16 protein-coding genes are annotated in these 21,437 nt (G+C 67.4%); 6 read left to right on the plus strand and 10 right to left on the minus strand.

Going from position 1 to position 21,437, the window contains the following annotated elements; translation table 11 throughout:
- The 5 genes from Aple_RS19590 to Aple_RS19610 all read right to left on the minus strand — a co-directional run bounded on the left by Aple_RS19590 (position 1) and on the right by Aple_RS19610 (position 6,135).
- Complete coding sequence (locus tag Aple_RS19590; protein ID WP_155346075.1) at positions 1 to 1,371, minus strand: hypothetical protein; 1,371 nt, start codon at positions 1,369 to 1,371, stop codon at positions 1 to 3.
- Between the two features lie 47 nt (positions 1,372 to 1,418).
- Positions 1,419 to 2,432 (minus strand): ABC transporter permease subunit, encoded by a 1,014-nt coding sequence (locus tag Aple_RS19595; RefSeq protein ID WP_155346076.1) that lies wholly within the window; start codon positions 2,430 to 2,432, stop codon positions 1,419 to 1,421.
- Positions 2,425 to 3,954, minus strand: coding sequence for a sugar ABC transporter ATP-binding protein (locus Aple_RS19600; RefSeq protein ID WP_155346077.1), 1,530 nt, complete (start codon positions 3,952 to 3,954; stop codon positions 2,425 to 2,427). The genes Aple_RS19595 and Aple_RS19600 overlap by 8 nt, the downstream gene beginning before the upstream one ends.
- Before the next feature lie 7 nt (positions 3,955 to 3,961).
- Positions 3,962 to 4,924, minus strand: a complete 963-nt coding sequence (locus tag Aple_RS19605) for an ABC transporter substrate-binding protein (protein ID WP_218038415.1) — start codon at positions 4,922 to 4,924, stop codon at positions 3,962 to 3,964.
- A gap of 155 nt (positions 4,925 to 5,079) precedes the next feature.
- The gene (locus tag Aple_RS19610; RefSeq protein WP_155346078.1) at positions 5,080 to 6,135 is read right to left on the minus strand and encodes a LacI family DNA-binding transcriptional regulator; all 1,056 of its coding nucleotides are present in this window, start codon (positions 6,133 to 6,135) and stop codon (positions 5,080 to 5,082) included.
- 283 nt (positions 6,136 to 6,418) lie between these two features.
- Between Aple_RS19610 and Aple_RS19615 the strand changes: the two genes are divergently transcribed.
- The 3 genes from Aple_RS19615 to Aple_RS19625 are packed head-to-tail and all read left to right on the plus strand — an operon-like array spanning position 6,419 to position 8,842.
- Positions 6,419 to 7,240 (plus strand): ABC transporter ATP-binding protein, encoded by an 822-nt coding sequence (locus tag Aple_RS19615; protein ID WP_218038416.1) that lies wholly within the window; start codon positions 6,419 to 6,421, stop codon positions 7,238 to 7,240.
- Positions 7,241 to 7,249: 9 nt separating this feature from the next.
- A complete protein-coding gene (locus Aple_RS19620; RefSeq protein ID WP_155346079.1) occupies positions 7,250 to 8,011 on the plus strand; it encodes an ABC transporter permease in 762 nt (253 codons plus the stop codon).
- Between the two features lie 45 nt (positions 8,012 to 8,056).
- Positions 8,057 to 8,842: a MerR family transcriptional regulator gene (locus Aple_RS19625; RefSeq protein WP_155346080.1), complete on the plus strand. Its 786-nt coding sequence runs from the start codon at positions 8,057 to 8,059 to the stop codon at positions 8,840 to 8,842.
- Between the two features lie 84 nt (positions 8,843 to 8,926).
- On the opposite strand, the gene Aple_RS19630 is transcribed toward Aple_RS19625, so the two are convergent.
- Positions 8,927 to 9,361, minus strand: a complete 435-nt coding sequence (locus tag Aple_RS19630) for a Fur family transcriptional regulator (RefSeq protein ID WP_170321564.1) — start codon at positions 9,359 to 9,361, stop codon at positions 8,927 to 8,929.
- A gap of 104 nt (positions 9,362 to 9,465) precedes the next feature.
- On the opposite strand from Aple_RS19630, the gene Aple_RS19635 reads away from it, so the two are divergent.
- Genes Aple_RS19635 through Aple_RS19645 form a run of 3 tightly spaced genes read left to right on the plus strand, consistent with a single transcriptional unit; the run spans position 9,466 to position 12,052 of the window.
- A complete protein-coding gene (locus Aple_RS19635; RefSeq protein WP_155346082.1) occupies positions 9,466 to 10,398 on the plus strand; it encodes a metal ABC transporter solute-binding protein, Zn/Mn family in 933 nt (310 codons plus the stop codon).
- Entirely contained in the window at positions 10,395 to 11,204 is an 810-nt protein-coding gene (locus Aple_RS19640; protein WP_155346083.1) for a metal ABC transporter ATP-binding protein, read from the plus strand. Before Aple_RS19635 ends, Aple_RS19640 begins: the two co-directional genes overlap by 4 nt.
- Positions 11,201 to 12,052, plus strand: a complete 852-nt coding sequence (locus Aple_RS19645; protein ID WP_155346084.1) for a metal ABC transporter permease — start codon at positions 11,201 to 11,203, stop codon at positions 12,050 to 12,052. Before Aple_RS19640 ends, Aple_RS19645 begins: the two co-directional genes overlap by 4 nt.
- Here Aple_RS19645 and Aple_RS56310 read toward each other — a convergent pair.
- The 4 genes from Aple_RS56310 to Aple_RS55570 all read right to left on the minus strand — a co-directional run bounded on the left by Aple_RS56310 (position 11,998) and on the right by Aple_RS55570 (position 21,017).
- Entirely contained in the window at positions 11,998 to 12,420 is a 423-nt protein-coding gene (locus tag Aple_RS56310) for a hypothetical protein (protein ID WP_155346085.1), read from the minus strand. The two genes, Aple_RS19645 and Aple_RS56310, sit on opposite strands and share 55 nt — an antisense overlap.
- Positions 12,417 to 12,539 (minus strand): hypothetical protein, encoded by a 123-nt coding sequence (locus Aple_RS55565; RefSeq protein WP_281361581.1) that lies wholly within the window; start codon positions 12,537 to 12,539, stop codon positions 12,417 to 12,419. Before Aple_RS55565 ends, Aple_RS56310 begins: the two co-directional genes overlap by 4 nt.
- Before the next feature lie 178 nt (positions 12,540 to 12,717).
- Positions 12,718 to 13,119, minus strand: a complete 402-nt coding sequence (locus Aple_RS19655) for a hypothetical protein (RefSeq protein WP_155346086.1) — start codon at positions 13,117 to 13,119, stop codon at positions 12,718 to 12,720.
- Positions 13,120 to 13,127: 8 nt separating this feature from the next.
- Positions 13,128 to 21,017: a LamG-like jellyroll fold domain-containing protein gene (locus tag Aple_RS55570; RefSeq protein ID WP_155346087.1), complete on the minus strand. Its 7,890-nt coding sequence runs from the start codon at positions 21,015 to 21,017 to the stop codon at positions 13,128 to 13,130.
- Positions 21,018 to 21,437: the final 420 nt, after the last annotated feature.

A 21,437-nucleotide genomic window follows, 5' to 3' on the forward strand; every position in this document is an offset into this window, starting at 1 on the left:
TCATCGCGCGTCCCGTGTCACCTGCGGCGGGGTGGCGAGCTGGTCGGCGACGTCCGCCCAGGTGTCGCGGAACATCCCGTACGCGGTCTTGATCTCCACGCCTACCGGGAGCTCCGGGCACTCGTTCTCGCCGTTGGTCCCCCAGTTGACCCAGCCGGACTGGCGGCGCTGCACGATCTGGAAGGCGCCCGACGGTGCCGAGGTCCACCAGACCATCGCCCGGCCCGTCCCGGTGTGGAACTCCGCCGTCTTCGACGCCGGCCCCGGGAAGATGGTCTCGTCCGGGACGGCGGACACCTCGACCGGCTCGCCGGCCAGCGTCCAGACGCGGTCCGGCAGGTCGGCGCGCACATGGGCGGCGGCACGTACGCGGGCGAGACGCTCCCGGATCTCCTCGTCGTCCAGCGCCCCCTCCCAGGCGCAGAACAGGCGCCAGTAGAGATCCCAGTGCGCGGACCGCATGTCGCCGGTCAGCAGCCGCCGGAACTCCTCGAACTTCGGCGCGGCGCCGCGCCTGGGGGCTGCCATGGTCTCCGCGACCATGGTGACCAGTTCCTCGGCGTACGGGTCGCCCGCCCGGTAGCGGGTGCCGCCATAGGCCGCGAACCGGTCGAAGAGCAGCTCGCCCTTGCCGCCCTCGAACTCGTCGCCGACCGTGATCTTGTTGGTGATCGACCTGCCGTTGACTACGGTCTGGAAGTCGTCCACGTGGTAGACCCGGGTGAAGTACGGGGTGCCGTACGTGAAGATCCAGTCGATGGCGAACCGCTTGCCCTTCAGCTCGTCGAGCAGGCCGTCGGGCACGGTCCCGTGCATCCGGTAGTGGTGCATGACCGGACCCCGCTCCACCACCTCGACGTCCACGGTGGTGTGCTCGGGCGGGTTGATCAGCCCGTTCTCCGGGGTGAAGAACGGCCCGTAGAACCCGCCTATCGCGTTGTCGCCGGACGGGAGCAGGTCCACGCCCTCCGCGACGGCGCCGAAGTGGCGCAGCCCCCACTTGGAGGAGCCGGTGCCGCCGGCCGTGCCGGTGCACATCTCCAGGTCGAAGTAGCCCGTGTCCAGCCGGACGAACGCGTCCGGTTCGCGCGTCCGGCCTTCGCGGATGCCGTAGCGCTGCCCCCCGCGCGGTTCCCCCGCCGGGCCTGTCAGGGTCAGGTCCACCCGCTTCTCGAAGGTGACGACGGCGGCGAAGGCGGTCCGTCCGGGCGTGGACCGGGAGGCGAGCCGCTGGCAGGTCACCTCGTCCCCGGCGTCGGTTCTGGCGAGCCACAGGTCGCCGCCGAGATCTCCCTCGACGGTGAAGATCACCGGTTCGCACACGCGGCGACCTGGTACGACGTCGCTGACGACGACAGTAGGCGGAGCCAAGGTCCGTCCTTTCGTTTCTGGTGAGTGGTGACGTGGTGAGTGGCGGGTCATCGGGACAGGCGCGGCGGGCGCCGTTTCAGGCTGTCGATCCCGATGGCGAGGATGATGACGACGCCCTTGACGAGCAGCTGGGTGAAGAAGGGGACGTTCATCAGGATCAGCCCGGTGCTGAGCACGCCGAGGATGATCGAGCCGACCAGCGTGCCGGGGATCCGGCCGCGCCCGCCCATGAGGCTCGTGCCCCCGAGGACGACCGCGGCGATGGCGTCCAGCTCGTATCCGGTGCCCGCCGTGGGTTGCGCCGACACCACGCGCGCGGCGAAGATGACGCCGGCCAGGCCCGCGCAGGCGCCGGCCAGTACGTACACCGAGGTCGTGACGAGCCGGACGTTCACCCCCGCGAGCCGGGCGGCCTCGGCGTTCCCGCCGACCGCGTACACGTGCCGGCCGTACCTGGTGCGCTCCAGCAGGAACCAGGCGACAAGATAGACGACGGCCATGACCACCACCGGCACCGGGACGCCGAGCATGTAGCCGTTGCCGATGTCGCGGAAGTTCAGCGTGTTGGACACAATCGGCTGCCCGTCCGTCATCGTGTACGCCAGCCCGCGCAGGCAGGTCATCGTGCCCAGGGTGACGATGAACGCGGCGAGCGCCAGGTACGACGTGAGCAGCCCGTTCAGCAGCCCCGCCACCGCCCCGGCCAGGACCCCGGCCACGATGGCGAGCGGCGCCGGGACGTCCGCCACGGCGGACAGGACCGCCACGACCCCCGACACGGCCACGATCGAGCCCACCGACAGGTCGATGCCGGCGGTGAGGATGACGAAGGTCATGCCCGCGGCCAGGATCGCGTTGATGGAGATCGACCGCGCGATGTTGAGCAGGTTGTCGACGGTGGCGAAATTGGGGGCGATCACGGCCATCAGCGCCACCAGCACGATCAGGACGGCGACGATGCCCAGCCGGTCCCACCAGTACGCGAATCCCGGCCCGCGCTCCGGCCCGCCGTCACGCCACGCGCTCTCGTGGCGCTCGCCGGCGATCGTGTGATCAGTCATTCGGTCCTCCAGCCGTCCGCGCCAGGGTTCCCGTGGCGTGGAGCATCACGTCCTGTTCGGTCGCGGTGCGCGAGTCCAGCTCGCGCACGACGCGGCCCTCGCGCATGACGAGGATCCGGTCGCTGATGCCGATGGCCTCCGGCAGGTCGGACGAGACGACCAGCACGGCCTTGCCGGCCGCCGCCAGCTCGGCGACGATCTCGTAGATCTCGCTCTTGGCGCCGATGTCGACGCCCCGGGTCGGCTCGTCCAGGATCAGCACGTCCGCGTCCCGCAGGAGCCAGCGCGCGAGCACCGCCTTCTGCTGGTTGCCGCCGGACAGCTCCCCGGCCGGCCGGCCCAGGGCGGACAGGCGCAGCCGGAGCCGGCGCATCTGGTCCCTGACCGCGCCCCGGATGCGGCCGCGCCTGAGCACGCCGGCACCGCCGAAGCGCTCCAGCGAGCCGAGTGCGATGTTGTCCTCCACCGAGTGGTCGAGGAACAGCGCCTGCTCCTTGCGGCTCTCGGGGACCATGGCGATTCCCGCCGCGATCGCCCGCCTGGGGCCGGTCGCGGTGACGGGGGCGCCGTTGACGGCCACCGTGCCGCCGAGGGCCCGGTCCGCGCCGAAGATCATCCGGGCTACCTCGGTGCGGCCGGCGCCCACCAGCCCGGCCAGGCAGACCACCTCGCCGGCCCGCACCTGGAGGCTGACGGGCCCGACCCGGCCGCCGTCGGTCAGGTCGCGTACGTCGAGCACGACCTCGCCCGGCGTACGCGGCCCTCGGTGGTAGAGGTCGTCGAGGTCGCGGCCCACCATCATGGACACGACGTCGGAAGGGGCGATCTCGGCCCGGTCCCGGGTCGCGACGTACCTGCCGTCACGGAAGACGGTCACCCGGTCCGCGAGCCGCCAGACCTCCTCCATCCGGTGGGAGATGTAGACCAGGGCGGCGCCCGCCGCGCGCATCTCCTCGATGACGTCATACAGGTGCAGGGCCTCGCCCCGGGAGAGCGCCGCGGTGGGCTCGTCGAGCACCAGGATCCGCGCGTCCTCGCTGACCGCGCGGGCGATCTCCACCAGCTGCTGCATGCCGACGCTCAGCTCGCCCAGCTTGCGGCGCGGGTCGATCCCCGCCCCGATCCGCGCGAGCTTCTCGTGGGCGGAATCGAGCATCGCCCGCCGGTCGAGGGCGCCGTACCGGTTGCGCGGTTCCCGGCCGAGCGCCAGGTTCTCCGCGACCGTCATCGCCGGTACCGTGTTCAGCTCCTGGTGGATGATCGCGATGCCGTGCGCCTTCGCCTCGGCGGGGGCGCGGATCTCGACCTCCGCGCCGTCCAGCAGGATCCGGCCCGAGTCGCGCTGGATGTTCCCCGCGAGGATCTTCATCAGCGTGGACTTCCCGGCGCCGTTCTCGCCCATCAGGGCGTGGATCTCGCCGGCGCGCAGGTCGAAGTCCACGCCGTCGAGCGCGAGCGTGGAGCCGAAGCGCTTGGTCACGCCCTCCAGCCGCAGCAGCGGCCGTACGCCGGGTACGCTCATCGCGCCACTACCAGCCCTGGTACTCATTGACGTTGTCGCGGGTGACGAGCTCGCTCGGGATGAGAATGGTCTGCTGCGCCGGCGGCTTCTTGGCGATGATGTCCTGCGCCACCTGCACGGCACGGCGTACCATCTCGGCCGGGTTCTGGGTGGCGGTGCCGATGAAGGGCGAGCCCGAGCGGCCCAGCTCGGCCACGGCCTCCGGGCTGCCGTCCACGCCGGTGACCTTCACCTGCGTGGACTTGCCCGCCTGCTCCACCGCCAGGACGGCGCCCAGCGCGGAGGGGTCGTTCATGCCGAAGATGCCCTGGACGTCCGGGGAGGCGGTCAGCATGTCCGTGGTGACGGCCAGCCCTGAGGCGCGGTCGTTCTTGGACGCCTGCTGGCCCACGACCTTGATGCCCGGATAGTTCTTCAGCACGTTCTTGCACCCGGCGATGCGGTCGCGGATCGTCTGGATCGGCGTGCCGTCCACGAGCAGGACGTTGCCCTGGCCGGCCATCTCCTTGAACAGGTAGTCGCACGACTTCTCGCCTGCCTGCACGGCGTCGGTCATGATGACGGCGTCCGCGCCCTTGGCCGGGGTGTCGACGGCGATGACGATGACGCCGGCCTGCTTGGCGCGGGCGATCGCGGGCTCGATGCCGTTCTCGTCCACGGCGCTGATCACGATCAGGTCGACGCCCTGCTGGATGAACGCGTCGATCTGGTTGTTCTGGTTGGCCAGGTCGAGCTGCGCGTCCTGGGTGTTCTCGGTGGCCCCGATCTTCGCGGCGGCCTCTTTGGCGCCCTTGTCCATGGCGGAGAAGAACGGGTTTGACATGTCCTGGACCATCAGGCCGATCTGCTCGATCTTCTGCGGGGTCTCGCCGGCCTCGGTGTCGCCGGACGTACAGGCGGTGAGGCCCAGCATCGCGACGGCGGCGGTGGTAGCGGCGAGCGTGTGGCGGCATCGGGGGGTGAACTGCATTTCGAATCTCTCCTCTTGCATGACAAAGGCGCGCGGGACCGGTAGCGGGATGATCACCATCGGTCATGGTGAGAGGGCAGGTGGCATCGTGAGCCGCCCCCGCGGTGGGGGAGCGGACTGTCAGGGGGTGATCGCGTACGGTCCGGGGGTGCGGGTCAGCAGCCGCACGATCTCCTGACGACGAGATCGGAGCTGAGCTGGCGGCGGTCTTCTGGCCGGTAGACCGGGGCGGAAGGGTCACCCCGCAGCTCGGCCTTGATCTGGTCGTCGACGATCCGCGTGAGCGTCTGCGCCGCGATGACGCCGATGGTCTCGCTGTCCTCGTTCAGCACGGTCAGCGGGGGATCCAGCAGCTCGGCCCAGGCGAACTCGTCGAAGGCGACGACCGCGACCTCGTCCGGTATCCGCACACCTCTGGCGCGCAGCACGCGCAGGGCTCCGTGCAGCATCGGGTTGTTGCCCGCGACGATGGCCCGGGGCAGGGCGCGGCCAGGGGCGTCCAGGTAGGCCGTCAGCGTGGCGTAGGCGGACTCAACATCGTTTTCACTTTCTAACACCTCGATATCGGCGCCGTACTTCAGCGCCGCCGCGCGGATGCCGCGCTCGCGCTCCGCGCGGGTGGACCAGCGCGCCGGGTAGACCAGGAACAGCCAGTCGCTGTAGTGGTGCTCACCCAGGTGGGCGCCGACCTTCATGCTCGCGGAGAAGTTGTCGGTCGTGATGCTCGGGACCCGGGTCGCCGACTCGTGCGGGATCGAGTCCACGAAGACGACGGGGATGTCCCAGTCTTCGAGCAGTTTCATGTTGTGCGGAGCGAGCGTGAGGGTGGCGATCACTCCGGCGGTGCGTGACTGGATCAGGTCCTGGATGGTCGCGTCCTCCAGCTCGGGCGTGTAGACGCCCTCGGCCGCGATGTCGGCCACGATCGCGGTCCGGTCGGACTGGCGCAACGTGCGCTGGATGCCCTTCATCAGGTCGATGTAGTAGTAGTTGGAGGTGCTGGCGGTGACCACCGCGACCGAGCTGCGCGTGTTCTTGCGCAGCTCCTGCGCCGCCCGGTTGGGCACATAGCCAAGCTCGCGCGCGACCTTCAGCACCAGCTCCCGGCTCGCCGCGGACACGTCGTCGCCGTTGCTGAGGGCGCGGGACACCGTGTAGACCGACAGTCCCGCCGCCCGGCTCACGTCACGAAGAGTTGGCTTCCGTGCCACCAAGGACCTCCTAAACGATTAGGTTCGCGGGACCGCTCTCGCTCAGGCCCTGCTTTCCTAAACGATTAGGGTGATGCTAGGTGCCGGTGACCTGCGCGTCAATAGGGCGTGTCCACAACCTCACAATCCGCCCAGCCACAAGGAGAGGTCACTCCTCGTGTGCGGTGCCGGTCAGGAGCGAGGGTGGCCAGCATGGTGCGCAGGACTCGGGTCGGTGTGGCGATGTCGAAGCTGCCCTGCGGACTTGACCCTGACGCTGCGTCAACCCTCCATGCTGGCGGTCATGAGCATCCCTCCAACAACCAATCAGGTCCAAGGGCCTGCGATCCACGTGCGGGGCCTGGAGAAGTCGTACAAGGAGCTGCGGGTGCTGCGCGGCGTGGACTTCGAGGTGGCGCGGGGCAGCATCTTCGCCCTGCTCGGCTCCAACGGGGCGGGCAAGACCACGGCCGTGAAAATCCTGTCCACGCTGCTCAAAGCCGACGCGGGGACTGCCCGAGTCAACGGCTTCGATGTCGCCACGCAGGCCGCCGACGTACGCGAGTCCATCAGTCTCACCGGGCAGTTCGCGGCCGTCGACGAGATCCTCAGCGGGCGGGAGAACCTCGTCCTGATCGCCAGGCTGAGGCACCTCAAGGCCCCGGGCGCGATCGCGGATGACCTACTGAGGCGCTTCTCGCTGACCGACGCGGGCACCCGGAGGGTAGCGACGTACTCCGGTGGCATGCGCCGCCGCCTGGACATCGCGATGAGTCTCATCGGGAATCCGCCGGTCATCTTCCTCGACGAGCCGACGGCCGGGCTGGACCCGGAGGCGCGCATCGAGGTGTGGCAGGCCGTCAAGGAGCTCGCCGAGGGCGGCACGACCGCGCTGCTCACGACGCAGTATCTGGACGAGGCCGAACAGCTCGCCGACCGGATCGCGATCCTCCACCAGGGTCGGATCATCGTCAACGGCACCCTGGCCGAGCTCAAACAGCTGCTGCCGCCCGCCAAGGTCGAATACGTCGAGAAGCAGCCCTCTCTCGAAGACGTCTTCTTCGCGGTCGTCGGCGACGCCGATAAGGGCAGCCAAGACCGCACGACCAGGTCGAACAAGAAGTAAGGAACAACAATGGCCACGCATCTCTTAGGTGACACCGCCGTCCTCACAGGACGGACCATGCGTCACGTCACACGCAGCCTGGACACGATCATCACGACCGCGATCACGCCGATCGCCATGATGCTGATGTTCGTCTACGTGTTCGGCGGTGCGATCAACACAGGGTCGGATTCATATGTGAACTACATGCTGCCCGGCATCCTGCTCATCACGATCGCCTCGGGCATCTCCTACACCGCATTCCGGCTCTTCGCGGACATGCAGGGCGGGATCTTCGAGCGATTCCAGTCCATGCCGATCGCACGCTCGTCCGTGCTGTGGGCGCACGTGCTGACCTCGCTAATCGCCAATCTGATCTCGCTCGTGGTCGTCGTGCTCGTCGCCCTGCTCATGGGCTTCCGCTCGGCGGCGGGAGTGCCGGCGTGGCTCGCGGTCGCCGGCATCCTGATCCTGTTCACCCTGGCGTTGACGTGGATCGCCGTCATCCCCGGCCTCACCGCGAAATCCGTGGACGGCGCGAGCGCGTTCTCCTACCCGCTCATCTTCCTGCCGTTCCTCAGCTCGGCCTTCGTGCCCACCGACACCATGCCCGGCCCCGTGCGCGCCTTCGCCGAACATCAGCCGGTGACCTCCATCGTCAACGCCCTCCGCGACCTGTTCACCCAGCAGCCGGTCGGCACCGACATCTGGATCGCCCTCGCCTGGTGCGTCGGCATCCTCATCGTCGCCTACATCTTCGCCAACATCTCCTACCGTCGCAGGATCTCCTGAGCCGGGTGGGACAGGGTCTGGGCAAGTTGAGGGCAGGATCAGAGCATGCTGACGATCGGTCAACTGGCGGCGTATGCCGGCGTCACGGTACGGGCGGTCCGGCACTATCACCAGATCGGACTCCTGCCCGAGCCGGAGCGGGATGCTGCGGGGTACCGGCGGTATGGCGCGACGGCAGTCGTGTCCCTCATCAAGATCCGCACCCTCGCCAACGCCGGCGTGCCGCTGTCTCAGATCGGTCAGATGCTCGGAGCCGACGCATCGACCTTCGCCGAAGCGGTCCAAAGGATCGACAGCCACCTGGGCGAGGAGATCGAACGGCTTGAGGCCAGCCGCAAGCAGATCGCGCAGCTCGCTGCCGGAGACAGTCTGGCGCTCCCGCCGGAGGTGGTCGCCTATCTCGATCGGCTTCGGGAGATCGGGGTGTCAGAGCGAGTGGTGGAGGGCGAGCGGGACGGGTGGATCCTGGTTGCGGCTCGCTGGCCCGATTCCATCCGCGAGGTCATGCCCGGGAAATTCGCGCAGCTCGATGACCCGCGAGTCGTCTGGCTCTATCGGGTCCTGTCGGAGATGTCGGAAAGCGACGCAGGCGACGACCCGCGTCTGGAGGAAGTCGCCGACCTCATGGCCGCCGGCCTGGCCGAGCAGGCAGCCACCTCCGGCGAGACCGACCTCGGCGAGATGACGCACGACCATCTACCGTTTGACCTTCTGGACGCACTTGCCGTCGAGTCCGACCCGCGGGTGGAGCGCCTGCTGGACCTGATGCGCGAGCGCGGCTGGGCCAGTTGGATCTGGCGGCCGGAGCGGCAGGCAGAACCGCCCGGCTAACCTTCGGCGTCGGCGTACACAGCCGCGTACAGCCAAGCGTGCAAGCCTCGCGGACCCCGCCCCGGCAGCAACGGCTTTGGCCCGTCAGGGGCGCTTCTGGGGACGGTGTGGCTGGTCGCGCTGCTGCTCCGGTAGCGCTCGTTGCGCGCAGGGGGCGCAGACGCCGTACACCGCCTCGACCTCGAAGCCGTCTGTGCGGGGCTCGGCCGTCTGTTCCAGGACCAGGCCACAGGATCGGCAGATCAGATGGTGGTGGCGGGCGGTGCCGCAGACACGGTAGGTCGCCTCGCCGGCCTGGGTGAAGGCGTGTACGAGGCCGGCGTCGACGAGGGAGGACACGGCGCGGTACACGGTGGTCAGGCCGATCGGCTCGCCTTGGTTGAGCAGTTCGGCGTGTATCTGCCGGGCGGTGATCGGGCGGGGTTCGGCGATGAGCACCTCCAGTACCAGCACGCGTTTCCTAGTTGCTCGCACGCCGGCCCCGCTGAGCTGGGCGTGCCATCGCAATATTTCGGGCATGTCGGTCACCATCACAGCTTGACAATGGTTTTCGTTTTCTACATGGTTGTCCACGAAAGCACCAGGTTGGAATGAAAACCGTTACTGATCTAGGAAGGTCCGGCATGCATCCCCTGCGCTCTGCCGCCCTCTGTACCCTTGCTCTGCTGCTCGCCGCATGCGGCGGCACCACCACTCCGGCGGCCACGACCGGAACCTCCGCCGCGCCCTCCGCCGCGTCTGCCGAGCCCATCACCGTCGTCGCCTCCACCAACGTGTACGGCGACATCGTCCAGCAGGTGGGCGGGGATAGGGTCCAGGTGACCTCGATCATCTCCGACCCCGGTCAGGACCCGCATTCCTACGAGGCCAACACCCAGAACCAGCTCGCCCTCTCCAAGGCGAAGGTGGTGGTGGAGAACGGCGGCGGCTACGACGACTTCGTCGACACCATGCTCAAGGCCAGCGGCAACACCGCCGTCGAGGTCGTCAACGCCGTCACCGTCTCGGGCCGGACGGCCCCCGCCGGCGGGGAGCTCAACGAGCACGTCTGGTACGACCTGCCGTCCGTGGCCAAGATCGCCGATCAGATCTCTGCCGCCCTGGCCAAGGCCGACCCCGCCTCCGCCGCCGCCTTCACCGCAAACGCCGAGGCGTTCAAGCAGAAGCTCAAGCCCCTGGAGGACCGCACGGCCACGATCGCAACCCAGGCGGGCGGCACCGCCGTGGCGATCACCGAGCCGGTCCCGGTCTACCTGCTGGAGGCCGCCGGGCTCAAGAACCTCACCCCCGAGGAGTTCAGCGAGGCCATCGAGGAAGGCGACGACGTCTCCCCGCAGGTCCTGGCCGAGACGATCGCCCTGTTCACCGGCAAGAAGGTGGAGGCCCTGGTCTACAACGAGCAGACCAGCGGCCCGCAGACCGAGCAGCTGAAGAAGGCGGCGACCGACAACGGCGTCGCGGTGGTCCCGGTCACCGAGACCCTGCCGGAAGGCAAGGACTACATCGCCTGGATGACGGCCACCCTCGACGCCCTTCAGGCCGCCCTCATCCCATGACGGCCACCGCACTCGGCACTGACACGGTGATCAGCCTCAGCGGCGCGGAGCTCGCCTTCGGCGACCGGATCCTGTGGCAGGGCCTGGACCTGGAGCTGGGCCGGGGCGAGTTCATCGCCGTCCTCGGCCCGAACGGCTCGGGCAAGACCAGCTTCCTGCGCGTGCTCCTCGGGCAGCAGAGCCTGACCGCGGGCACCCTGCTGATCGAGGGGCGGCCGCCCCGCCGGGGCAGTCCGCTGCTCGGCTACATTCCGCAACATCGGGCGGTAGCTCCGCAAACTCCCTTGCGTGGCCGCGACCTGATCCGGCTGGGCCTGGACGGCCACCGCTGGGGCCTGCCCATCGGAAACGTCCGCCGCCAGGTGGACGAACTGCTGGAAGCGGTAGGCGCCACGGCGTTCGCGGATCGCCCGCTCGCCCTGCTCTCGGGCGGCGAGCTGCAGCGGCTCCGCGTCGCGCAGGCCCTGGCCACCGACCCCGCCCTCCTGCTCTGCGACGAGCCCTTGCTGTCGCTGGACCTGCACCATCAGAAGGTGGTCGCCGGCCTGGTCAACGACCGGCGGCTCACCCACGGCACCACCGTGGTGTTCGTCACCCACGAGATCAACCCCATCCTGGAGATGGCGGACCGCGTGCTCTACCTCGCCGAGGGCCGGTTCCGTTTCGGCACCCCGGCGGAGGTCATGACCTCCGCGAGCCTGTCCGGCCTGTACGGAAGCCCCGTCGACGTGCTCCACGTCAACGGCAGACTCGTGGTCGTCGGCGCCCCTGGTTCCCACGACCACGGCGGAGAACCCTCGGCATGACCGGCGACATCTGGCAACAGCTCTTCAACTTCGACAACTACGGCGAACTCCTGGTCCTGGTCCGCAACTCGCTGATCGCCGGAGCCGTCCTGGGGCTGGTCGGCGGCGTCATCGGCACCTTCGTCATGATGCGCGACCTCGCCTTCGCCGTACACGGCATCGCCGAACTGTCCTTCGCGGGCGCCTCGGCGGCACTCCTGATCGGCGTGAACGTCGCCGCGGGTTCCCTCGCCGGATCGATCGTCGCGGCGCTGATCATCGGCGCGTTAGGCGTACGAGCGAGGGATCGCAATTCGGTCATCGGAGTGCTCATGCCCTTCGGCCTCGGTCTCGGCGTGCTGTTCCTGGCCCTCTACAAAGGCCGAGCCGCGAACAAGTTCGGCCTGCTCACCGGCCAGATCGTGGCCGTGGACACCGTCCAGATGAGCTGGCTGGTCGGCACCTCCGCCGTAGTCCTGCTCGGCCTCGCCGTGGTGTGGCGCCCTCTGGTCTTCGCCAGCCTCGACCCCGAGGTCGCCGCCGCCAGAGGCGTTCCCGTCCGCATCCTGTCACCCATCTTCATGCTGCTCCTCGGCCTCTCGGTAGCCGTCTCCATCCAGGTCGTCGGCGCCCTACTGGTCCTGGCCCTGCTGGTCACCCCCGCCGCAGCGGCCATGCGGGTCACCGCCGCGCCGGTCCTGGTCACGCTGCTCAGCGTCCTGTTCGCCGTCACCTCGGTGGTCGGCGGCATCCTGCTCGCCCTGGGCAGCAGCATCCCGATCAGCCCGTACGTCACGACCATCTCCTTCGCCCTCTACTTGGGCTGCCGGGTCATTCGTAGGGTTCGACCGGTTGCGGGATCTCGGTGACCGAGATGCCATCCAGTTCGGGGGCGACGGTCCCGGCCGAGAGCCTGCCGGATTTGGGCACCCGCCAGGTGCCCGTCACCTCGACCCAGGTGTTCTCCGGCGGCATGGCGGCGTCCAGAATGGCCGCCGATGGTCATGTCGTTGACCTTCCCGGCGGGAAGCGCTTTAAAGACGTCGAGTTCGGCGACCGGCGGCTGGGCTGGAGCCTCCTCCGACTTGGCGGAGAACGCGCCGAGCGCGCCCGCCGCGATCAGGAACGGCCGGAACCCCGGCTTCACGTAGTTCAGGTACGTGGTGGACAGCGTCGTGATCCGCAACACCGCCCCGCCCAGCAACACCAGGATCATGCTCTGCGCCAGCCGGTTCACAGCAGGACCACCATCAGCCCGACGACCAAGGCGAATATCCACGGCCCCACCGCCGTTCGCCGCCCCCACTCCGAAGGCGGAATCTCCTGGGAGGCACCAACCGCCACCCGCTCAGACATGTGCCGATACTCCCAGAATTCCGCGGAGCGGCCGTAACCGCTACGGCAAGTTGAGTTTCATGCGGTGGCCTCCTTGAGGTCGAGTACGAAGGCGAATGGATCCTGTATCCGACCCAGACATCAGAGCCAGCGAGTTGTCTGCGATCGTCGCGGCAGTGGCCGTGTCCGCGGTCTTCCGTTACGTGCCAAGCCTGCTGTCCACCTCGTTCTTGAACTCAGCCAAAGCCCATCCTTCTCCTTCTGCCAGCGCGTCGAAATGATCCCGGTTTTGAATCATAGCCGGATAGGCCCATAGTGCGAAGACTTGCTGGTATTGACCCTGGTCCTCAAGGCTCAGAAACTCCCAATGGGGTGGAATCTTTCCGTCGATCACATCGAATAGTTCGATTGCTTTCCAGCGCGGAAGCCCGTTGTCCTCCATCACGAGGAAATTCAACCCAGTATTGGATAGCAGCATCGCATAGACGATATATTCCCGCCCGATGGTCAGGTGAAAATTAATGCGAGGGGTGACCCCTAGCCGAGTGAGGGTATTCGCGGAGAGATCACTGCCACGCGCGCATTTGGCGACAGCTTTCACATTCGTCCCTAATCTTTGAACTTGAAGTCATCCACCTGCCCGGTTACCTGATTATATACATAGTGGATGACGACGCCGTTGATGATAATTTCCATTTTAACCCATCCCGAACTGCCCGGCCATCGCTGATCTTTCATGCCACCGGCCACGGGAATCACAGATCCTTGGCGAGGATCGTCCATCGCCTCGTCCATGGCGACTTGTTCCATAACAGAGCGTGGTGTGAAGCGTCCTGTGTGACCGCGGCCGAGCGGCGCGGGAGCACAGTAATCATCCTCATCGTCTCTGTTGTGAACAAGTACCGGAAGCCCAGACGTCACAACGTAGTAGGTGTGGAATTCTGCGATCGTGAGATTGTGTGTCTGCTGCCTCTTGTGGAGGCTTCCCAGCGCCGTTATCCGCGCCAAGCCGCCATCGTTCGTCAGCAGGGCCATGCCTGCGCGCAGATCTCGGCCGTTAAACCATCGGCTTTCCTGTGCCGCCCAGAACGGATGATTCGCTGTGGAGATGAGAACTCCGGGCTTGCCATTCCCAGAACGGCTCGTATCGAGGGTGATGGTAACCAGCTCTTCCTCGCTGTAATCGCTGGTCACGTCAATCACTACCTGGTCGCGTGTTTCGCCGGACACCGGATCCGACGCCAGAACACGATCTCCGATCTCGACGGCCTCAACGGCCTTGTGGCTCCCGTCCGCCATCAGAACTAAAGTTCCGGGGACGAAGCTGTCGCAGCCGCCGAAGAAGCGTCTCGCCGCCCTGGCCAGACCTTTTATTCCCTTTGCTCCTCCCCACGCGCTGAGGGCGTCCTCAAGGACGGATCCGATCCGGTTGCTCTCCCAGGGAAGCTCGACCCTTCCGTTCTCGCAGATCAAGTACTTACAGTAATCGTTAAGAATTGCGGCTGCGGATGTGAAACTCCCCCCGCTCAGCAGTACAGCCCATGCGGCTTCGCATGATTTCGTTTTCAGCCCGATGCAGTCATGGTCCTCCGCCCATTTCATGAGCTTCTTCTTCTGACTTTCCGAGAGTTCCGGGCTGGCACATTTATCCAATTCGACGCAGATTGCGCGATCCAGGTCCGCCCATGTCTCTCGCTCCACGCATTCCTTTGTCTGTCGCAGTCCTCTTTTCTTGTCATCTTCACAGGAATGCACTGGTGCCAGGCCCGTCGGGTCGGACAGGCCGATGGGGTTGTTGCCTGCGTAGCTATAGGGATGAGCCCATTGAGGATTGCGTAAGTCGACGAGAGGGTCGGTGGAGATGAACCGGCCGATGCCGGAATCGTAGTAGCGGGCCGACAGATAGGTCAGGCCAGTGGAGTCGTCTTCGGTTCTGCCGAGGAAGCCGTGGTCGGTGAATGGCAGGTCATCGGCGCCCCGGCGTTGGCCAAAGGGCAGATAGCGCTCTCTGCTGACCTGCCCCGTGGAGTCGTCGACGGCTATTTGCGTGGTGCCATGCAGGCCTGACGTCAGCCATTTGATACCGCCGGTCTGGCCGTCGCTGGTGGAACGCATGGCGACGGCGGCACCGTCAGGGCCGGTGTAATAGCGGGTGGCGGTGATCTCTTCACCCTTGACCTGGACTTCCATCGAGCCCAGGTAGAGGGTGGCGGTTCCATCCGGGTCGCGGCGGATCAGGCGCTCACCGTCGGCGTTGTAGATCATCGTGGTGTCGTCGCCGTCGATGGTGGCCTTCTCCAGCTGGCCGAGTGCGTTCCAGGCGAAGTCGCCATCCTTGCCGTCGACGATGCGGGTGGCGAGTTGGCCAGCGTTGTTGTAGGTGTAGGTGTCGACGCCGTCACCGGGCGGGGTGGGGGACGGACTCGGCGACGGTGAAGGTGACGGGGATGGGCTCGGGCTGGGCGAAGGAGACGGCGAGGGCGAGGGCGATGGGCTGGGCGAGGGAGATGGGGAGGGCGTCGCGCCGATGGGGGTGTTCATGTCGGCGAGGATCTGCTCGGCGGTGAGGGCGCCGTTGTAGATGCGGATGTCGTCGAGGACGCCGTCGAAGGGTTCGTCCCAGATGCCGCTGTGGCCGATGCGGAGGGGGCCGGTGCCGGTGTCGATGGTCAGGTCGGTGGGTTCGGAGTGGGCCAGGACGCCGTTGTAGTAGAAGTCGAGGCTGTCGCCGTCGAAGGTGGCGGCCAGGTGCACCCACTGGCCGATGGGCAGGTTGGTGGTGGCGGCGGAGCCGGTAGAGTCGCCGCTGGGGTCGACGATCCAGGCGCTGGGCGGGTCGCTGAAGGTGCTGGTGAAGGCGCCGTAGGAGAGGTCGTCGCCGTTTTCTTTCTGGATCAGGGTGCGGTAGCCGAGGTTGTCGTCGGATTTGACCCACGCTTCGAGGGTCATGCCGGTGGTCAGATCGAGGGAGGCGGCGTCGGCGACGGTGACCCAGCTGGTGTCGCCGTTGAAGTTGAGGCCCTGGCCGTATTTGCCGGTGGTCCAGGTGGTGTCGAGGGTGGTGCCGTGGTTGGCCTGGCCGGAGCTGTCGGTGACGGTGGTGCCAGTGCCTTCGTTCATGCCGTAGGCGGCCACCAGTTGCGGCCCGTCCTGGACGGAGGATGTCAGCGGCGCGGCGGGTGGTCGCGCGGGAGCCGGTAGGGTGGCCGGCTGTTCCGTGGTACCGGTTTTGGCGGTTGCGGTGCCGGTTTTGGCGGCGTGGTGAGGGCCTCGCTCGGCTGCGCGCTGTTGGCCTGATCCTTGCTGGACCTGTCCCTGCTGTCCTTGCTGGGTGAGGTTGCCGCTGCCGGGGGTGGTGCGGGTGATGGAGGTGACCGCGTTCGGGCGGACGGCGGTCGGGCCGGAGGCGGGGTAAGCGTAGGTGGCGGTCTGGTCGCCGCTGGTCTGGGTGGTGATGTTGCCGACCGCGTCGTAGGCGAACGTCTGCCGGTAGGGGTCGATGCCCAGATTGTCCGGACCCGCCGCGCAGTTGACGCCGGTGGTGGTGAAGGCGGCCGACAGGCGGTGCAGCCCGTCATAGCTAAAACACTCGGACTGGCCGGGGCTGCCGCCGATCGCGGTGGCGGCGTCCAGAATGCGCTGGATTTCGCCGGAGGCGTCATAGGTGAAGCGGTCGTCTTGGACGGTTGCGGGGGTAGAGGTATCGGCGGCGGTCTGGACGGTGGAGCGGTCGAGCCAGCCGGTGGAGGGGTTCCAGTCCAGGGTGCGTTTGATCTTGCCACCCGCGCTGTAGCCGCGCTGGGAGAGGCGCCCGGTGGAGGTGTAGACGGTGGCGTCGACGTAGGTGGCCAGCGGGGAGGTCAACTGGTCGGGCAGCCCGAGCGAGGTGTAGCTGGAGGTGACCGTCTCGGCCACTAGGCCACCTACGGCGGGCATGCCGTAGTGGGTCACCTGACCTGCGGCGTTGTAGCCGGTGGTGAAGGTGTAGGACCCGCCCAGCAGGCCATCACTGGAGGGGACGGTCAGGGTGGAACCAGTCGGGCGGCCCATCACGTCATAACCGGTCATCGCATCGACGTAGGCCTGGCCGTCGGTGAAACGGGTCGCCGAGGTGAGCTTGCCCTTGGACAGGGTGTCATAGACCCATTCGGCGAGTTTGGTGCCAGTCTCGACCTCACCCGCCCACAGCGCGGTCCTGCGATCCAGGTCGTCGTAGACGAAGGAGGTCTTCTCGCCGTTGCCGTTGATGGCCCACAGCAGCCGCCCGGCCGCGTCGTAGGCCTGGCTGGAGTCGCCCGCGTCCGGGTCGTGGGCAGCGGTGCGGCGGCCGAGCAGGTCGTAGGTGAAGGTGCGGACGTTGCCGTTGGCGTCGGTCTGTTTCGTCAACGCGCCGTTGAGGTCGTAGTCGTACAGGGTGTCGTAGTGGGTGGTGGCGTCCTTCCACTCTTCCACCTTGGTCACCCGTGCCTCGGGGTCTGTGTAGGAAACCGTCTTGCCGCCGGTCGGCGGGGTCGTCTCGGTGCGCTCCCCGAAGTGGGCGGTGCTGGTGCGGCGCAGTTCGGTGCTCGCGCTCATCTCGACCGTGGCGGTGACCCGGCCCAAGCCGTCGGTCACGTTCTTGGTCCACTGCGGGAAGCTGGTGGGGGCGGCATTGAGCAGGCCGCTGCCCGGTGCCGCAGTGTTGTGGGCCGGGCCGCCGGTGGCAGCGGTCAGGCCGCGCGGATCGTAGGTGACGGCCTTTACGATCCTGCCCCCCGCCGGGGAGGCGACCTGGGTTTCACGCGGCCGGCCCAGGCCGTCGTCGTAAAAGTGGGTCGTCACGTACGCGGAGCCGGATTGCAGCGTGGAGACGGCGGTCCTTACGGGACCGGTGACCACGTCACTGCCGTTGACCGGGATGGTGTAGGAGATCGTCGTGGCTGCGACCCCTCCCGTTTTGGGCTGGGCCGGGGTCCACAGCGCGATCGCACGGCCGAGCGCGTCATAGTCGATGTTGACGTCCCGGTTGTCGGCATCGCGGGTACCCACGACGCCGCCCCAGGGCGCGTTCCAGGTGGTGACCACATGACCTAAGGGGTTGGTGACGGCCATGCCACCCACGGGCAGGCCGGTGGCGGGGGTGTAGGCGGTGGTGGTCGTCTTGCCCAGCGGATCGGTGGAGGAGACCGAGCGCCCGTACCCGTCGTAGCCGATCACGACCGTGGTGTAGTCGCTGCCGCTGGTGTAGGTGCGAGTCTGGGTGGCGTTCCCGAGCGTAGGCGCGTTCGCCGCCTCGCTGGTGGCTCCGTCGTAGAGGGTGACGGTGCGGCCCAGGAGGGTGCCCGAGGTGCACGTGTCACCCGCCCGGCGTTCCTCGCTGGCCGGATAGGAGATCATCCACGCCCCGCTCGCGGTGTTGTGTGCGTAGGCGGTGGCGGTGCAGGTGTTGTCGGCGGCCAGGCCTCGCTGCCCGTAGTCGTTGACCTTGATCGGCAGGCCGTCGGAGTTGTAGGTGGTGACGGCCTCGGTGTAGCGCCAGCCGGAGGTCACCTTGTTCCGGCTGACCTGCCGGGTCTGGTTGATGAAGTGGGGGTCGGCGATGCCGGGGCCGTTGCCGGTAGTCACGTTGGCGTACTCGTGACGGGTGCCCGCTTGTTCGTCGAAGATCATGGTGGCCGGGATGGTCGGGCAAGGGCCGCGGTCGTCCCAGTAGGTGGAGGAGTTGGAGGGCGTCTGGCCGGTGTTGTTGTTGCGGATGGAGATCCAGTGGTGGTTGTTACGGGAGACCTGGTCGCCGAAGGAGTAGGTGATCGAGGCCGACCACGGGCTGTACTGGCACTGCTGAGTCGGAGTGGTCCAACCGGTTACCGCATAGGTCTGCTCCTGCAGGATGCGGCCGGACAGCACGCGCAGGTCGTTGACGGTGTTGTTCTCGAAGTCGGTGACCGTGGTGTTCTTCTGGGTGCCGTTGGCCAGTTTGTCCTCATACAGGCCGCGGAAGAACGTCGCGGTGGAGACGCTGTACTGGGAGGCGTCGGTGCCACTGCCCTTCAGCGTGCGGACGTTGGCGTAGCCGCGGAACTCACTCCAGTCGCCGAACCAGTTCACGCACGGCGGCTGCGGCGGCCGGACCGGAGGGTCGAAGCAGGACGGGCCGGGGATGCCGTAGACGCCGGACCGGGCCCAGGCGGGGGTGCCTAGATACTGGTAGGCGGTGACCATGTCAGGCGATCCGCCCACCAGGTCACGTTCGACGATCCGGGTGACCATGAACTTGTTCCAGACCGAGCCGACCAGGTGGAAGACGCCGTTGACGTCGGTGTAGTTGTCGGCGTACAGCCAGTAGCAGTCGCTGCCCTCGTTGTCCCGGTCGACCGCCCGCGTTTCCGCGGTGATGTCACAGCCAGACGGCTGGCCGTAGGTGACCTCGGTGCGGCCGCCTATCTCGTTGGTTATCGCCGAGATGCGCGGGAAGAGCGCCTCCGGCCGGTCGCTGCCGTTGGAGTCGTTGCGGTTGTCCAGCAGGATCGCGTCGAACCCAACTGGCGGCAGTGCGATGTCGGGGCCGTTGCCGGCCAGGCCGACGCGGCGGATGGAATCCAGCCACAACAACATGCCCTGGGTCTCGCCGCCGGAGAACTGGCCGCCCAGCCAGTCCTGCCCCAACTCCAGCCGCACCACATCGTCCCAGCCAGAGGTGGCCGGGTTGAAGGTCTGGGTGGTGACCGAGGCCAGCCGCTTGGAGATGAAGAACGCCGGCCCGTTCAGCAGACACTGGCTGCTGGGCACCTCGCAGCGCAGGTCCAGCGGCACATCACTGAGACCGTTCAGCGTGCGGTCGACTATGGCGAACAGCACCCGCGCGGTGGCCTCCGATCCGGCCACGTTCAGGTTGGAGCCGTAGGAGACCTGGGTGAGGTAGGCGCCGCGGTCGTAGGTCTGCCAGCAGGTGCCGAAGGTCATCCGGATCGAGCAGTAGCCGTTGGTGTCGCGCTGGTAGGTGTAGTCGATCACGTTGCCCTTGGGGTCGACCTCCTGGTCCAGCAGCCACCGGTAGGGCGCCTTGCACATCGAGGTCGCCCCGCCGGTCGCCACCGGCACCCACAGGTTGTGGCACGGCTCCCCGGTGTCGTCGCCCTGGAAGGGGATCTGCAGGCTGGCGTCGCGCTGGTAGCCCAGCCGGTAGCGGGTGCCGTCCTGGGTGATGATCGTCCAGTACGGCTGGCCCGAAGACGGACTGGAACTCACGAAGTCGATCTTCCAGCCGAAGTCCTCCACCGTCTTCCAGTCCCCGCTGGTGGCGTCCTTGACAATGTGGGAGGAACGCCCGCCCACCGACAGCGTCAGGTCACGGAAGGTCGGGTCGCTGCTGGAGGCCCAGCACCGGTCGGTCCCGTCATCACACGGGACGAAAGCCTGCTCGATGAAGCCCTGGTTGAGTTCCCAGCCCGTGCCGATCACCGAGGCCTGGTTGTTGGTGGCGTCCATCAGGCTGTCCACCGAGGTGGAGGAATAGTCGAAAGACAACACCGGGCCGGCACCGGATGGGGCGGGCGGTACGGGGATGGGATAGGAATAGGAGAACCCGCCGCCGGACAGGCCGACCTGCCAGGTCCCCGACGGCTTCAGGTCGGTGACCTCGAAAGACCCGGTGGAGTCGCCGGCGGTCGCGCTGGCCGAACTGGCCACCACGTACGCCACCGCCGCACCGGCCGCTGACCCTGTCGTGCTTTCGCGAGTGCCGAGTTTCCGCATGCCCGCCGCAGCGGGGCCGGCGGCGCCCGCCGGTGCCGGGTTGACCGCGGCGACCGCCGTCAACGTGCCCGCGGCGGTGTCGTTGACTACCGGGACCTGACGCCGCGTCCGCGTCGCCAAGGCCAGGCATGCCTGCGAGGGATCGGCCTCAAGCACACATGCGGGCTGCTCCACCAGCGTCAACCGGGATGCGAACCCGCCGCTGTAAGCGTCACGGAACCCCGAATAATCCACCGTGATCGTCGCCTGACCAGCGGCCGTGCCGCCGTCGGCGCGGGTCACCAGCACCGCTAACCCCAGCCCACCGGCCCGGCGGGCGACCGCATCGTCGAAGGCGTCGACCGTGACCTCCGCAGGAGCCGTAGCCGGGATATCCTGCGGTCGGCCGCTGAAAGCTGATCTTGTCCCCTCGGGAACCGGGGAGGTCACCACGCTTCGCACCGGCCCGGGCTGCCCGACCTTGACCGGCAGCGTCCCAGCCGCGACGCGCTGGGCATTTCGCGGGAGGCTCACCTGGGCCGACCCGGCTTTCGGCCACACCACCGGACGGCGAACGAGTGGTTTCTGCACGTCCTCCGCCCCGTGCTCGACCGCTACAGGCGAAACCGGACGCCCGGTGATCGAGGGCTCCTTGGCCGGTTCGATCGCGGCACCGGCAGCCTCGGGCACCAGCCCAGCCGGAACTCCGACGCCAGAGATCAACAGGGTCGCCACCAACCCGGTGACGGCAGCACACAACAAGATCCGCGTACGCCGAACGGCCACGCCGCACACTCCAGAAAGACAACCAGGGCAAGCTGAAGCGCAGCGGCCCGCCGACAGGGGGTTATAAGGCCAACATAAGAACGATCAACACATGTCTAACAGATATGACAAATGTTCGTAAAGTGCATACATCGGCCAAATTGCTCCCGCCCGCCTGGCCAAAGCCCTGCTGGCTTGGGCAGGCTGACCAGACCACTTTGAGCGCTCTAGCCAGGGGAACGATCCTGCACATCAGCGCAGAGGTGCTACCAGTGCTCTTCAGCGAGCTACCAGCCCTGCATAGCGATGGCCAGCGGGAAACGCGGCAATGGAATGCCGGGCGGTGATGCCGCCAAATGACCGTCCCACCGAGATGAGGCGTCGCGGGCCCTGGCCCGCGAATTGCGCCGAGACGCCACCCGCGAGGCGAAGCCGCCACCA

This window comes from Acrocarpospora pleiomorpha (assembly GCF_009687885.1).
GTDB classification, from domain to species: domain Bacteria; phylum Actinomycetota; class Actinomycetes; order Streptosporangiales; family Streptosporangiaceae; genus Acrocarpospora; species Acrocarpospora pleiomorpha.